This window comes from Paenisporosarcina indica, assembly GCF_001939075.1.
In the GTDB taxonomy this organism is placed as follows: Bacteria; Bacillota; Bacilli; order Bacillales_A; family Planococcaceae; genus Paenisporosarcina; species Paenisporosarcina indica.
In genome coordinates this window covers 104,385-118,375 of record NZ_MPTA01000006.1, presented here as the reverse complement: position 1 = coordinate 118,375, position 13,991 = coordinate 104,385, and the positions used below count along the sequence as shown (strand labels likewise).

The window sequence follows — 13,991 nt, the reverse complement described above, 5'->3', positions numbered from 1 at the left end:
ATCACTCGATTTTTTTGGATATTAGAATTCATACCCTACCCTTCTCACTAGAAAAGCTGTCCCTTATAATAGAACAAAGGTACGAAAGGAATGTTTTATTTTGAGAGTCCAATTTTATTCACGACCGAACTGTCCATTATGTGAAGAAGCTAGTTTAATGCTGCGAATGGTAGAGGAAGATGTGCCACTGGAAATCGAAACTATTAATATAGAAGATGATGATACCATTCACGAAAAATATATGCTTCGAATTCCTGTCATTATTAGTGAAGGTAAAGTGATTCAAGAAGGCCGTATCGATTATCCAACTTTGATAGAGGCGTTTAGTTCCTGAACTTCTAGTTTAATATACAAATATCAAGCGAGCCTTTATTCGATTTTATCGAGCAAAGGCTCGCTTGTTTAGATTGAAAGGATTTTTTCAGTGACCTACTTGTTTTGAGGGATATTTTGTGGAGTAAATTGGATGAACAGGTAGAAACGGGTTTCGAACGGGTAGAAAGTGCTGATGAACAGGTAGAAGGATCTCGCGAACGGGGAGAAATCAAAATGAACGGAAATAAAACAAACAGCCAAGTTTCTTTAACAGTAGCGTAGCGGAAAACAAAACTAATTGGTCCCCTCACACTGTGTTGAAGCAGACTGGACTAAGTATTCCCTAAACTTCACACCTTTTCTATTGCACTTTTTTTGAAAAGAGCGTATATTAAAAGTAGAAGTGGGACATAATTTAAAAGAGTGGGACAAAAAATGCCCAACCTTTTTTAGAGGGAGAATGCGATGGAAGAATTATTAGGAGCACAACAAAAAATGTTACCTGAAATGACTTCGCTTCTTCAAAAAAGATATCGAATATTAATGACGATTTACTTATCTTCTGGGATTGGACGCCGAGCACTTGGAGAACTTGTTCACTTAACAGAACGAGAAACAAGAAGAGAATCCGACATTTTACGAGCACAAGGATTAATTAATGTGCTCACGGGTGGAATGAAAATAACACAAGATGGAAAAAATGTCTTAGAAACTTTAAAAGATTTAGTACATGAATGGTCAGGATTAACTGACATGGAAAGAAAACTTGAAAAAGCCTTTCACTTGACTCGAGTGATTATCGTTCCGGGTGACAGTGAAAGTGAAAGCTATGCAAAATCATTACTAGGTTCTGAAGCGGCTAAACAATTGGATAGCCTTTCAAATGAAAAAGATATTATTGCGGTAACAGGTGGAAGTACGATTGCGTCCATCACCAATCATTTATCTGTTCATCTTAAACCTAAGAATTTAGTTTTCATTGCTGCACGAGGTGGTATAGGAAATAATGCGGAATTGCAGGCAAATAACATTTCCTCATCTTTTGCCACACAAGCGAGTGGGACTTCACGAACTTTGTACCTGCCAGATCATTTAAGTGAAGCTGCGTACACGGCAATGATTAAAGAACCGATCATAAAAGAAATGATGGATTTGTACGATAAAACAAATATCGTTATTCATGGGATCGGCGATGCCAAAGAAATGGCAAGACGCCGTAACTCAAGCGACGAAGAATTTAACAAAGTGATTGAATCAAAAGCCGTAGGTGAAGCCTTTGGGTATTACTTTAACGAGCAAGGCGAAGCGGTTCATCGCATTCGGACGGTAGGAATTCAATTAAAGCAACTTAAACATGTTACACATTTGATCGCAGTTGCTGGTGGTGAGTCTAAAGCATCTGCTATATTGTCTTATTTAAAACATGCACCTAAGCAAACGGTCTTTATTACTGATGAAGGTGCTGCAACAAAATTAACTCAACTATTAGATAGTGATAACTAGGAGGAAATAAAAATGACTTTAAAAATAGCGATTAATGGATTTGGACGTATTGGACGTAAAGTATTCCGTGAAGCATTACAACATGGTGAGGTAGAAGTAGTAGCAATCAACGATTTAACAGATGCTGCTATGTTGGCTCATTTATTGAAATATGATTCAGTACATGGTATTTTCGATGCTGAAATTTCTTCAGAAGAAAATGACTTAATCGTAAATGGCAATAGAGTACGCGTATATGCAGAAAAAGACCCTTCAGTATTACCTTGGAAAAAGCTTGAAATTGATATCGTTATTGAATCAACAGGGATTTTCCGCGACAACGAATCTGCAGGAAAACACATAGAAGCCGGTGCGAAAAAAGTAATTGTTTCTTCACCAGGTAAAAGTGGAATGCCAACATTTGTTATGGGTGTAAATCATGAAACGTATAACGCTGAAACAGATCATGTCGTATCAAATGCTTCATGTACAACAAACTGTCTAGCTCCTGTAGCAAAAGTACTTCATGATAGCTTTGGCATTAAACGTGGAATGATGACAACCATCCATTCATACACAAATGACCAACGTATTCTAGACTTACCACATGAAGACTACCGTCGTGCACGTGCAGCAACTGAATCGATGATTCCAACGACTACAGGTGCAGCAGCGGCAGTTTCTAAAGTACTTCCTGAGTTAAAAGGTAAACTAGATGGTATGGCAGTTCGAGTACCTACTCCGAACGTATCACTTGTTGATTTAGTTGCAGAATTTGAAAAAGATGCAACAGTTGAAGAAGTAAATGCAGCACTTAAAGCAGCTTCTGAAAACGAATTAAAAGGGTATTTACAATATAACGAACTACCACTTGTTTCTCGCGACTATAACGGAAACACGGCTTCATCAATTGTTGATGGTCTTTCTACAATGGTGCTTGAAGGCAATATGGTTAAAGTTCTAGCATGGTATGACAACGAATCAGGCTACTCTGCACGTTGTATCGACCTAGCTTTACACATGTACAAAAAAGGTCTTTAAATAATAGCGAATCTTAAATACAACCTCTATAATAGAGTTGGGTAAAAGGAACGGAGGAACCCTCCGTTCCTTATTTTTTCATACTGAAGGAGGATTTCTTCATGAATCAGAAACAGTCAATGCAACAAATAGATGTAGCAGGTAAACGAGTATTTTGCCGCGTGGATTTCAACGTGCCAATGGAAGATGGGAAAATCACAGATGATACACGAATTCGTGCAGCACTTCCGACGATCAAGCAATTAGTCGAAAATGGTGCAAAAGTGATATTGGCAAGCCACATGGGACGACCTAAAGGAGAAGTTCACGAAGACATGCGTTTAACTGCTGTGGGTGAACATTTGAGTACATTATTACATAAACCTGTTCAAAAACTAGACGAATCAATTGGCGAGTCAGTTGAACAAGCAATCGCTGGAATGGGAGAAGGGGACATTGTGTTATTGGAAAATGTCCGTTTCCATAAAGGCGAAGAAAAGAATGATCCTGAATTAGCAAAACAGTTTGCAAAACTTGCAGATGTATATGTAAATGATGCTTTTGGTGCTGCACATCGTGCACATGCTTCAACAGCGGGGATTGCCAACCATATTCCTGCAGTATCCGGTTTATTAATGGAAAAAGAACTGAATGTATTAGGGAAAGCATTATCTGATCCAGATCGACCATTTACAGCGATTATTGGTGGTGCAAAAGTAAAAGATAAGATCGGTGTCATCGATCATTTGCTAGACAAAGTAGATAATCTGATCATCGGTGGAGGCTTGTCTTATACATTTGCCAAGGCTCAAGGTCACGGAATCGGACAGTCATTGGTCGAGGAAGATAAAATCGACTTGGCCAAATCATTCATTGAAAAAGCAAAAGAAAAAGGCGTGAATCTTTTGCTTCCGATTGATGTGATTGTGGCAAGCGAGTTTTCACAAGATGCTGAAACAAAAGTGGTCGACATTGACGGAATTCCTTCTGACTGGATGGGGCTTGATATTGGACCGAAAACAACTGAACTCTATGCAGATGTGATTAAAAACTCTAAATTGATTATTTGGAATGGACCAATGGGTGTATTCGAAATGGCTCCATTTGCGAATGGTACAAAAGGCGTTGCAAATGCAATGGCATCTACAAAAGCATATACGGTTATTGGTGGCGGGGATTCGGCGGCAGCTGTTGAAAAATTCGAAGTTGCGGACCAAATGGATCACATCTCTACGGGTGGCGGTGCATCCCTTGAATTTATGGAAGGCAAAGACTTGCCTGGGGTTACTGCTCTAAACGATCAAAACTAAGGAGGAATTCGCATGCGTAAACCAATTATTGCAGGTAACTGGAAAATGTATAAAACATTGTCTGAAGCGAAACAATTTGCAGAAGAAGTGAAAGGTTTAGCACCGGATCCTGTGAAATTAGATACTGTCATTTGTGCTCCAGCATTATTTCTAGACCAATTAGCACAAGTCGTAAAAGACTCCCCGGTGTATGTGGGAGCTCAAACCATGCACTCTGAATCTGAAGGTGCTTTTACAGGTGAAGTAAGTCCGGTTCAACTCGCTGATTTAGGCGTTGATTTCGTCATTTTAGGTCACTCTGAACGTCGTGAATATTTCAATGAAACAGACGAAGCAGTTAACAAGAAAGTGCACGCTGCATTCGACCATTATTTAATTCCAATTATTTGTGTTGGTGAAACGCTTGAGGAACGTGAAGCGGGGAACACGACTTCTAAAGTGGAAGGGCAAGTAGAAAAAGCACTTGCTGATTTGACTGCAGACCAAGTGAAACGAGCAGTCATTGCATATGAACCAATTTGGGCGATCGGTACAGGTAAAACGGCAACATCCGAGGATGCAAATGAGGTCTGTGGGGCAATTCGTGCAAAAGTGGAATCATTGTTTGGCCAAAACGTAGCTGAGGCGGTTCGCGTTCAGTACGGTGGCTCTGTCAAACCAGAGAATATTGAAGAATTGTTAACCATGGAACATATTGATGGAGCACTAGTTGGTGGTGCAAGTTTACAACCAGCATCGTTCTTGAAATTATTGGAGGCGGGTGCAAATGCTTAAATCGCCAGTTGCACTTATTATTTTAGATGGTCTCGCATTAAGAAACGAAGTTTTTGGTAACGCGGTAGCACAAGCAAACAAACCCAATTTCGATCGATACTGGAACCAATTTCCTCATGCTTCACTTATCGCTTCAGGTGAAGAAGTTGGATTGCCACCAGGCCAAATGGGGAATTCAGAAGTGGGTCATTTAAATATTGGTGCAGGACGCATTGTCTATCAAAATTTAACACGTATCCATAAATCAATCCGTGAAGAAGATTTCTTTATAAACAAAGCGTTTTTGGAAGCGATTGCTCATGTGAAAACGAATGGTTCAAAGTTGCATCTAATGGGCTTGCTATCCGATGGAGGAGTACATTCACATTACTTGCATCTGTTCGCATTATTGCAATTGGCAAAAGCGCATGGTGTTGAAGACGTATTTGTGCATGGTTTCTTGGATGGCCGTGATGTTGGACAGAAAACTGCAATTGAGTTCATTGAGGAAACAGAACTGCAGATGAATGAAATCGGAGTAGGCACGTTTGCGTCGATAAGTGGTCGTTATTATGCAATGGATCGTGATCGACGTTGGGAAAGAGTAGAACAAACGTATCGAGCACTTGTTGATGGGGTTGGCGGAACGGCATCTTCTGCTGTAGCAGGAGTTCAGGCTTCCTATGAACGAGGGGTCACAGATGAATTTGTTCTGCCGTTTACGATTGGGGAAAACGGACAACCTGTTGCCACAATCGATTCTAATGATGCTGTCATTTTCTTTAACTTTAGACCAGACCGTGCAATTCAATTGTCGACTGTCTTTACAAATGCAAATTGTGAGGCCTTTCCACTTAGTCCAAAGCATCCGAACAACTTGAAGTTTGTTACATTTACCACTTATAGTGATGAAGTAATAGCAACGGTTGCATATGAAAGCGATAATTTAGTTAATACAATTGGGGAAGTGTTAGCTGCAAATGGCAAGACCCAATTGCGCATTGCCGAAACAGAAAAATTTCCACATGTGACATTTTTCATGAGTGGGGGCAGGGAAGATCACTTCCCGGGAGAAGAACGTATTCTGATCAATTCTCCAAAGGTCGCCACCTATGATCTCCAACCTGAAATGAGTGCTTATGATGTAACAGAAGCGTTACTTGATGCTATTCGAGCAGATCGCTTTGATGGGATTATCTTGAATTTTGCCAACCCAGACATGGTGGGGCATAGCGGGATGCTAGAACCAACCATTCGTGCCATTGAAGTTGTGGACGAATGTCTCGGCCGCATTGTCGAAGCACTCGTAGAGAAAGGTGGAGCGGCCATCATTACCGCTGATCACGGAAACTCGGATGAAGTTGTTACCGTAACGGGTGAGCCAATGACAGCACATACAACGAACCCAGTTCCAGTTATCGTCACAAAAAAAGGAATTTCTTTGCGGGACAACGGGATCTTAGCAGATTTAGCACCAACCATGTTACACTTGTTAGGAATTATGCAACCACCTGAAATGACAGGTAAAACACTACTGAAAGCTGAGGAGATATAAACATGCCAATTATTACACACGTACAAGCTCGTGAAGTATTAGATTCTCGCGGGAATCCAACAGTTGAAGTCGAAGTATTCACAGAAAGCGGCGCATTTGGCCGTGCAATCGTACCTTCTGGTGCTTCCACTGGTGAATATGAAGCAGTAGAGCTTCGTGATGGTGACAAAGGCCGTTACCTTGGTAAAGGTGTGTTAAAAGCTGTAGAAAATGTAAATGACATTTTAGCTGAAGAACTTGAAGAAAATTTCTCTGTACTAGATCAAGTGTCCATTGATAAAGCGATGATTGAGCTTGATGGCACTGAAAACAAAAGCAAACTTGGTGCAAATGCAATACTAGGTGTCTCAATTGCTGTTGCACATGCAGCTGCAGACTACTTAGACATTCCCTTATATCAATACTTAGGTGGATTTAACGCGAAACAATTACCAGTTCCAATGATGAATATATTAAATGGTGGCGCTCATGCCGATAACAATGTGGATATCCAAGAGTTTATGGTAATGCCAGTTGGTGCAGAATCATTCCGTCATGCACTACGTATGGGAGCAGAAATTTTCCATAGTTTAAAATCAGTGTTAAAAGAAAAAGGTTTGAATACTGCTGTTGGAGATGAGGGTGGTTTCGCTCCAAACCTAGCATCCAATGAAGAAGCAATCACTACGATCCTGACAGCGATTGAAAATGCTGGATACAAACCAGGAGAAGAAGTTTTGATTGCAATGGACGTTGCTTCATCTGAGTTCTACAATAAAGAAGCTGGCAACTACAATTTAGCTGGTGAAGGAATCGTGAAATCATCAGAAGAAATGGTGAATTGGTATGTAGAGCTTTGCGATAAATACCCAATCGTTTCAATTGAAGATGGTTTAGATGAAAATGACTGGGCAGGTCACAAATTATTGACAGAACGCCTAGGTGATCGAGTTCAATTAGTTGGAGACGATCTATTCGTTACGAACACAACGAAACTTTCTAGAGGGATTGAAGAAGGCATTGCAAACTCAATCTTAATCAAAATAAATCAAATCGGTACATTAACAGAAACGTTTGACGCGATTGAAATGGCGAAACGTGCTGGTTATACAACTGTTATTTCTCATCGCTCTGGTGAATCTGAAGATGTAACAATCGCAGATATCGCAGTTGCTACAAATGCGGGACAAATCAAAACTGGTGCACCATCACGTTCTGACCGCGTAGCCAAATACAACCAATTGCTTCGTATTGAAGATCAACTTTACGATTCAGCTCAATACTTAGGATTAAAAACATTCTATAACTTAAAGAAATAAATAACATGAAAGCCGCCCCAATAATTGTGGGCGGCTTTTATTTTTCGCAAGTGTATAGGAGATTTCGGTGGAGGAATGATAGATATCTGTACAAGAGAATGAGATATTTGGACAATGAGCAAACATTTCTAAACAAGCGACACGCACATCCAATAAGGAATAAATTTGTATGGATTTGCCAAAATTCTGGCTGTGTCATATTTTGTTTCAAGTTATCAATCTTCTTTGCGTCTAAATATTCGTTAAATTATCAAATTTTCTGATAGAATACCTAATCTATTTCTATCAGCTTATTGTACTTACGTCTATTATTTGGTAAAATAATGAGTGTTGTGATGTTTCTGATCGGGAGGTGGAACAAATGCATGCGTTGTTATTGACTTTATTGGTCATCGTTTCGCTAGCATTAATCGTTGTTGTGTTGTTACAATCAGGGAAAAGTGCAGGTTTATCAGGTGCCATCTCTGGTGGAGCTGAGCAACTTTTCGGCAAGCAAAAAGCAAGAGGAATGGATCTTGTATTGCACCGTATAACGATTGTATTAGCCGTATTATTTTTTATTTTGGCAATTGCCGTAACGAAATTATAATCAACATAAAACGAGCCGCCTGACCGACTGAATTGGTTAGGCGTTTTCTTATTACTTGAAAATTTAAAATTACAAGCTGTATCCTTATATATGGATAGCTTTTGTCTAGCTCCAAGCGCCAGTCCATACCTAAGCTTCAGGCCATTCATACGAAAGCAGGCTTTCAATTCGGTCCTTCTTGCGCAGGTTCCGGACCAAGACGGCGCTTTGCGCTTTTCTTATTAAATGGAGGTATTTTGAATGCGAATCAATCAACCCAAACCGTTCTTTTTTGAAGCGGGTAAACGAGCCGTATTGTTACTTCATGGATTTACAGGGAACTCTTCAGATGTACGGATGCTAGGTCGTTTCTTAGAAAAAAACGGCTATACCTCATTGGCACCTCATTATAAAGGCCATGGCGTACCACCTGAAGAACTAATACATACTGGACCATCAGATTGGTGGAAAGACGTAATGCGTGGCTATGATCAATTAAAAGCAGCCGGTTACGAAGAAATTGCTGTTGCAGGATTGTCATTAGGAGGTGTCTTCTCTCTTAAGTTAGGGTATACAGTACCTGTCAAAGGAATTGTAACGATGTGTGCACCGATGTCGATGAAAACAACGGAAATCATGTATGAAGGCGTCTTGAAATACGCACGAGATTATAAACGATATGAAGGAAAAGATGCAATACGTATCGAAGAAGAAGTAGTAGAACTTCAAAAACAATCGATGGAATCTTTACCCGAATTGCGTAATTTGGTGTACGATGTCCGAAAACATATCGATCACGTATATGCACCTCTATTCGTTGTCCAAGGACGTAAAGATGAGGTCATTGACATTGATTCAGCTACCATCATTCACGATGATGTGGAATCATTTGAAAAACAAATTAAATGGTATGAGAAATCAGGTCACGTCATTACGCTTGATCAAGAAAAAGAACAGCTACACGAAGACATATTAGAATTTTTACAGTCATTGGAGTGGCAGGTGTAAAAACTGCCATTCTCGCACACGCTGTTAGAAGGAGGGATGTAAGATGGAACAATCTTTAGAAGAACAATTAATAGCACTTTTACGAAAAGAAGATTATAAACCAATGACTGTTCAAGAATTAGAATCGCAACTCGAACTGGAATACTCTGAAGAGTTTAAGGAATTAGTCAAGACTCTTACTCGATTAGAAACACAGGGTGTTGTCATTCGATCTAGATCGAACCGTTATGGACTACCTCAACAAATGAACTTATTACGTGGTAAATTCATCGGGCATCCTAGAGGTTTTGGATTTGTCTCACCAGAGGAAGATGGAATGGACGATATTTTCATTCCCCCAACAGAAATTAATGGAGCCATGAATGGCGATACAGTACTTGTACGTGTTTCTAGTTCAAGTTCGGGCGATCGACGAGAAGGTGCAATTACCAAAATTACCGAACGTGGAATTACAAAAGTAGTCGGCCAATTTCAAGATAATAAAGGGTTTGGATTTGTCCTTCCAGACGATAAAAAAATCTCAATGGATATTTTTATTGCGAAAGAAGATACACTTGGTGCCATTGATGGTCATAAAGTAGTTGTTGAAATTACAGGATGGCCAGAAGGACGTAAATCAGCCACTGGTATGGTTACGCAAATTCTTGGTCACAAAAATGACCCAGGCGTCGATATCTTGTCGATTATCCATAAACATGGCATTGAAACTGAATTTCCGAAAGCTGTTTTAGATCAAGCGAATGCTGTACCTGATGCAATTTTAGAATCAGATTTAGAAGGACGCCGTGATCTCCGGGACGAAGTAATTGTAACGATTGATGGTGCAGATGCAAAAGACTTGGATGATGCGGTAACAGTGACAAAGAATCCTGATGGTACGTACAAACTCGGTGTCCACATAGCGGACGTTAGTTATTATGTTACACAAGACTCTCCATTAGACACAGAAGCGTATGAACGAGCTACAAGTGTGTATTTAACTGACCGAGTGATTCCAATGATTCCTCATCGTCTATCTAACGGAATTTGTTCATTAAACCCACATGTGGACCGATTAACATTGTCATGTGAAATGGTGATTGACGGTTCGGGGAAAGTAGTGTCACACGAAATTTTCCAAAGCGTTATCAAAACAACCGAGCGTATGACATACAATGATGTCTATAAGATTGTGGAAGAAAAAGATGAAGAAACAATTGAACGTTATCGCGACTTAGTACCAATGTTTGAATTGATGGCTGAACTTGCAGGTGTTTTACGACAAAAACGTGCAGACCGTGGAGCTATTGACTTTGACTTTAAAGAATCGAAAATTCTTGTTAATGACGAAGGATGGCCTACTGATGTTGTTATTCGTGAACGAACAATAGCTGAACGCTTAATCGAAGAATTCATGCTTGCTGCAAATGAAACCGTTGCAGAACATTTCCACTGGATGGATGTACCGTTCATTTACCGTATTCACGAAGATCCAAAACCAGAAAAACTTCAACGTTTCTTTGAGTTCATTACGAATTTTGGGATTGTCGTTAAAGGATCCGGGAATGAAATACACCCACGTGCCCTGCAGGAAATTGTAGAATCAATTGAAGGATTACCTGAAGAACCAGTGATCTCTACGATGATGTTACGTTCGATGCAACAAGCGAAATACTATGCAGAGAGTTTGGGGCATTTTGGCTTATCAACTGAGTACTATACACATTTCACATCTCCGATTCGTAGGTATCCAGATTTAATCGTTCATCGATTAATTCGCACATACTTAATTAATGGTGATGTTTCGCAACCAACTGTCGCTCATTGGGGTGCTGTAATGGATGAGATTGCAGACCATACATCTGGACGTGAACGTCGTGCGGTTGATGCAGAACGCGATACAGAATCCTTGAAAAAGGCACAGTATATGGTGGACAAAATTGGTGAAGAGTTTGATGGCATTGTCAGCTCAGTTACAAACTTTGGGATGTTTATTGAACTTGAGAATACAATTGAAGGACTCGTTCATGTCAGTAACATGACAGATGATTATTATCGTTTTGATGACCGTCAAATGATGATGATCGGTGAGAGAGCGGGTAAACAATACCGAATTGGGGACGAAGTAACAGTTCGTGTTACCTCAGTAAAACCTGAAGAATCGGCGATTGACTTTGAAATTGTGGGTATGGTGAAATCCTTCAATCGACCAGCTCGTAAAGAAACGCCTAAAGTGATTCATGCGAAACGAAAAGAAGGAGCAGGCAAACGTACAACAGATAAATCAAATCCTGGTCCTAAAAAAGGCGTTAATCAAAAGAAAAAGTTTTATGAAGATATTGCAAAAAAACAAAAAAGTAGTCGTAAGCGGAAGAAAAAGTAAGTGAAAAGAGCGGCGAGTAGCTGCTCTTTTCTAAACAGCGAGGTGTAGTCAATTGCCAAAAGGTGAAGGAAAAGTAGTTGCGCAAAATAAAAAAGCGAACCACGATTATTTTATTGAAGAAACGATTGAAGCGGGAATTGTCCTACAAGGGACCGAAGTAAAATCGATTCGAAAAGGAAAAGTTCAATTAAAAGACGCTTTCGTACGGATTCGTAATAATGAAGCGTGGATTTCCAATATGCATATCAGTCCATATGAACAAGGAAATCGTTTTAATCATGAACCGCTACGGTCACGTAAATTATTGCTTCATAAAAAACAAATCAATGAGTTAATCGGACTTTCTAAACAAGACGGATTCTCAATCATCCCACTTAAAATGTACTTAAAAGATGGATTTGCAAAAGTGTTGATCGGTTTGGGTAAAGGGAAGAAGAATTACGATAAACGCGATGATTTGAGGAAAAAAGAAGCAAAACGTGACATCGAACGTGCGTTCAAATCACGAAATCAAGATTAGACCTTGAAGTTTGACCAATTTTGTCTTATAATAAGAATACAGCTTTGCCAGCTTCACATGTAGTTCACCCGAACTTCCTATAAGTGTTTGTTCAAGAAGCAGCAATTTAAATTTTGCTGACAACCTTTTTGATCAACCTTAATTAAGGGGACGTTACGGATTCGACAGGGATGGTCTGAGCTTAAGTTGCGCGTCGGAGGGATCGGCTCCGTATCAACGTCATTTTATAATAACTGGCAAAAACCAAAACCTAGCATTCGCAGCGTAAGCTGACGATGTTGCTTGTCTTGACCATCACCCATGTGGTCCTGTACGAGCTCACTTTTAGTGGGATACGATCGTCGGTGCCACTTGAGCCGCCGGTAAGAGATTTTCAAGTTAGCGCACAAGACGCCCGCTTGTCGGCATAATGCTGCGCGAAACCTTAATAGGCAAGATACACGCGTAGAAGCTTAAGTGTTGGAGTTTCTGGACGCGGGTTCGATTCCCGCCGTCTCCATATTTTTACTGCTTTTAAATGCAGTCATAACAACGGTTAATAACACAAACTAGGGGGAAACTCCCTAACGAATTTGCATCGATTGACCTTCTAATTTATTTAAATTAGGAGGTTTTTTGTATGTGCAGAAAACACGGTTTTTTTACGATCAATCAGAAGAAGTTAACATGGAAGTGAAAAGAAGCGGGACAACTATTCCGCAAGCATTAGGAACAATTTATCAGCAAATGCGATTCGCAGGAAACCGAATCAGAACAATTGAAAGCTACGACTATATTTTTAATCAGTTCGTACAGTTCAATAAACTGGAATATGTAGAGGATATTACAACTGATAGCATTTACGAGTACTTAGGTTCATTAGAAGTCGCTCAACAGACGAAATTAATACGTCTAAAATCGATTAAAGCTGTATTAAGTAAATTTCATAATAGCGGTTGGATGAAACAAAAATTCTGGAGTACCATTAACATCAAAATTGATAAGCAAATTAAAAAGGTGCTAAAGTAAATGATATTGAAAAGCTAATTGAACTTATTTACCAAAACACTTTCATCGGCTTTCGAGATACAGTAGCTATTCTGACAATGTATAAGACTGGCATTCGTATCCAAACATTAGGCGAGTTGAAAGAGAGACATATTGATTATGAAAATCCTTCCATAAACCTAGACGGTTCTATATTGAAGAATCATAAGTTCTTAAAACTGCAAATTGTTCGAAGCTACTACAATACGGAGAATACAAATATCATCATTACTCAGAACGGCTTACCGATTAATAATAGTAAAACGTCTAATAATGCTATTTCCAAACAACTAAATAAATATTCGAAACGATTCGGCTTGGAAAACATCAATGCACATGCAATACGAAGAGGGTATGCTAAGAAGTTACTAGATGCGGGAGCAAGCATTGCAATTATCTCAAAAGCACTCGGTTACTCTGACTTAGGTGTTACGACACAATACTTAGATTTAGATGTGAAAGAGGTAGCAACTAGTTTGAGGGATTACCAATGATGAAAAAAATTGAAATATCAATTCAAGATTATGTAGGTTTAATAGGAGCATTATCATATAGTATTGCAGTTGCTAAATCAGAACATGATAATAAACGAGTAGAAAAATTTCGAGAGTTACTTTATAAAATCTAAATAAAATAATTTACATCAAGGGAGTGAATTTTGATAAATCACTCGAAGGAGGTTCTGTTAAAAGGATCCTCCTTTTTTGTGTTGAAGTGGAAGAATGAACATGGGATTGAAAATTCACCACACTGTTACAAAGATTAATAAAATCC

Annotated in this window: 15 protein-coding genes and 1 other RNA gene; all 16 read left to right on the top strand. The window is 39.4% G+C overall.

Features of this window, described 5'->3' with window-relative positions; genetic code table 11:
• Positions 1-100: 100 nt before the first annotated feature.
• The 16 genes from GY23_RS13975 (at position 101) to GY23_RS18585 (ending at position 13,845) form a co-directional block, all read left to right on the top strand.
• Positions 101-334 carry a glutaredoxin family protein gene (locus GY23_RS13975; protein ID WP_075619835.1) on the top strand — a complete coding sequence of 78 codons (234 nt, stop codon included), beginning with the start codon at positions 101-103 and terminating at the stop codon, positions 332-334.
• A 116-nt stretch (positions 335-450) separates the two neighbouring features.
• On the top strand, positions 451-597 hold the full coding sequence (locus GY23_RS18330) for a hypothetical protein (protein WP_161487613.1): 147 nt from the start codon (positions 451-453) through the stop codon (positions 595-597).
• 183 nt (positions 598-780) lie between these two features.
• On the top strand, positions 781-1,818 hold the full coding sequence (locus GY23_RS13970; protein ID WP_075619834.1) for a sugar-binding transcriptional regulator: 1,038 nt from the start codon (positions 781-783) through the stop codon (positions 1,816-1,818).
• 12 nt (positions 1,819-1,830) lie between these two features.
• Positions 1,831-2,838, top strand: a complete 1,008-nt coding sequence (gene gap / locus GY23_RS13965) for a type I glyceraldehyde-3-phosphate dehydrogenase (RefSeq protein WP_075619833.1) — start codon at positions 1,831-1,833, stop codon at positions 2,836-2,838.
• A 101-nt stretch (positions 2,839-2,939) separates the two neighbouring features.
• Positions 2,940-4,127: a phosphoglycerate kinase gene (locus tag GY23_RS13960; protein WP_075619832.1), complete on the top strand. Its 1,188-nt coding sequence runs from the start codon at positions 2,940-2,942 to the stop codon at positions 4,125-4,127.
• A 12-nt stretch (positions 4,128-4,139) separates the two neighbouring features.
• On the top strand, positions 4,140-4,901 hold the full coding sequence (tpiA, locus tag GY23_RS13955; protein ID WP_075619831.1) for a triose-phosphate isomerase: 762 nt from the start codon (positions 4,140-4,142) through the stop codon (positions 4,899-4,901).
• Positions 4,894-6,435, top strand: coding sequence for a 2,3-bisphosphoglycerate-independent phosphoglycerate mutase (gene gpmI, locus GY23_RS13950; protein WP_075619830.1), 1,542 nt, complete (start codon positions 4,894-4,896; stop codon positions 6,433-6,435). Before tpiA ends, gpmI begins: the two co-directional genes overlap by 8 nt.
• A gap of 2 nt (positions 6,436-6,437) precedes the next feature.
• Positions 6,438-7,733 carry a phosphopyruvate hydratase gene (gene eno, locus GY23_RS13945; protein WP_075619829.1) on the top strand — a complete coding sequence of 432 codons (1,296 nt, stop codon included), beginning with the start codon at positions 6,438-6,440 and terminating at the stop codon, positions 7,731-7,733.
• A gap of 361 nt (positions 7,734-8,094) precedes the next feature.
• Complete coding sequence (gene secG, locus GY23_RS13940) at positions 8,095-8,322, top strand: preprotein translocase subunit SecG (RefSeq protein ID WP_075619828.1); 228 nt, start codon at positions 8,095-8,097, stop codon at positions 8,320-8,322.
• 240 nt (positions 8,323-8,562) lie between these two features.
• On the top strand, positions 8,563-9,309 hold the full coding sequence (locus GY23_RS13935) for an alpha/beta hydrolase (RefSeq protein WP_075619827.1): 747 nt from the start codon (positions 8,563-8,565) through the stop codon (positions 9,307-9,309).
• A 43-nt stretch (positions 9,310-9,352) separates the two neighbouring features.
• Positions 9,353-11,671: a ribonuclease R gene (gene rnr / locus GY23_RS13930; RefSeq protein ID WP_075619826.1), complete on the top strand. Its 2,319-nt coding sequence runs from the start codon at positions 9,353-9,355 to the stop codon at positions 11,669-11,671.
• A gap of 52 nt (positions 11,672-11,723) precedes the next feature.
• The gene (gene smpB, locus GY23_RS13925) at positions 11,724-12,191 is read left to right on the top strand and encodes an SsrA-binding protein SmpB (protein WP_075619825.1); all 468 of its coding nucleotides are present in this window, start codon (positions 11,724-11,726) and stop codon (positions 12,189-12,191) included.
• Positions 12,192-12,337: 146 nt separating this feature from the next.
• Positions 12,338-12,693, top strand: a transfer-messenger RNA (tmRNA) gene (gene ssrA, locus GY23_RS13920).
• Between the two features lie 119 nt (positions 12,694-12,812).
• On the top strand, positions 12,813-13,199 hold the full coding sequence (locus GY23_RS18810) for a phage integrase N-terminal SAM-like domain-containing protein (RefSeq protein WP_245827671.1): 387 nt from the start codon (positions 12,813-12,815) through the stop codon (positions 13,197-13,199).
• A 5-nt stretch (positions 13,200-13,204) separates the two neighbouring features.
• The gene (locus GY23_RS18805) at positions 13,205-13,711 is read left to right on the top strand and encodes a tyrosine-type recombinase/integrase (protein ID WP_342742419.1); all 507 of its coding nucleotides are present in this window, start codon (positions 13,205-13,207) and stop codon (positions 13,709-13,711) included.
• Positions 13,708-13,845 (top strand): hypothetical protein, encoded by a 138-nt coding sequence (locus tag GY23_RS18585; RefSeq protein ID WP_211270686.1) that lies wholly within the window; start codon positions 13,708-13,710, stop codon positions 13,843-13,845. Before GY23_RS18805 ends, GY23_RS18585 begins: the two co-directional genes overlap by 4 nt.
• Positions 13,846-13,991 lie beyond the last annotated feature (146 nt).

Coding starts and splice junctions, on each gene's coding strand:
- GY23_RS13935 (WP_075619827.1), top strand. CDS start 8,563: ATGCGAATCAATCAACCCAAACCGTTCTTTTTTGAAGCGGGTAAACGA.
- eno (WP_075619829.1), top strand. CDS start 6,438: ATGCCAATTATTACACACGTACAAGCTCGTGAAGTATTAGATTCTCGC.
- secG (WP_075619828.1), top strand. CDS start 8,095: ATGCATGCGTTGTTATTGACTTTATTGGTCATCGTTTCGCTAGCATTA.
- rnr (WP_075619826.1), top strand. CDS start 9,353: ATGGAACAATCTTTAGAAGAACAATTAATAGCACTTTTACGAAAAGAA.
- GY23_RS18585 (WP_211270686.1), top strand. CDS start 13,708: ATGATGAAAAAAATTGAAATATCAATTCAAGATTATGTAGGTTTAATA.
- GY23_RS13960 (WP_075619832.1), top strand. CDS start 2,940: ATGAATCAGAAACAGTCAATGCAACAAATAGATGTAGCAGGTAAACGA.
- gap (WP_075619833.1), top strand. CDS start 1,831: ATGACTTTAAAAATAGCGATTAATGGATTTGGACGTATTGGACGTAAA.
- gpmI (WP_075619830.1), top strand. CDS start 4,894: ATGCTTAAATCGCCAGTTGCACTTATTATTTTAGATGGTCTCGCATTA.
- GY23_RS13970 (WP_075619834.1), top strand. CDS start 781: ATGGAAGAATTATTAGGAGCACAACAAAAAATGTTACCTGAAATGACT.
- tpiA (WP_075619831.1), top strand. CDS start 4,140: ATGCGTAAACCAATTATTGCAGGTAACTGGAAAATGTATAAAACATTG.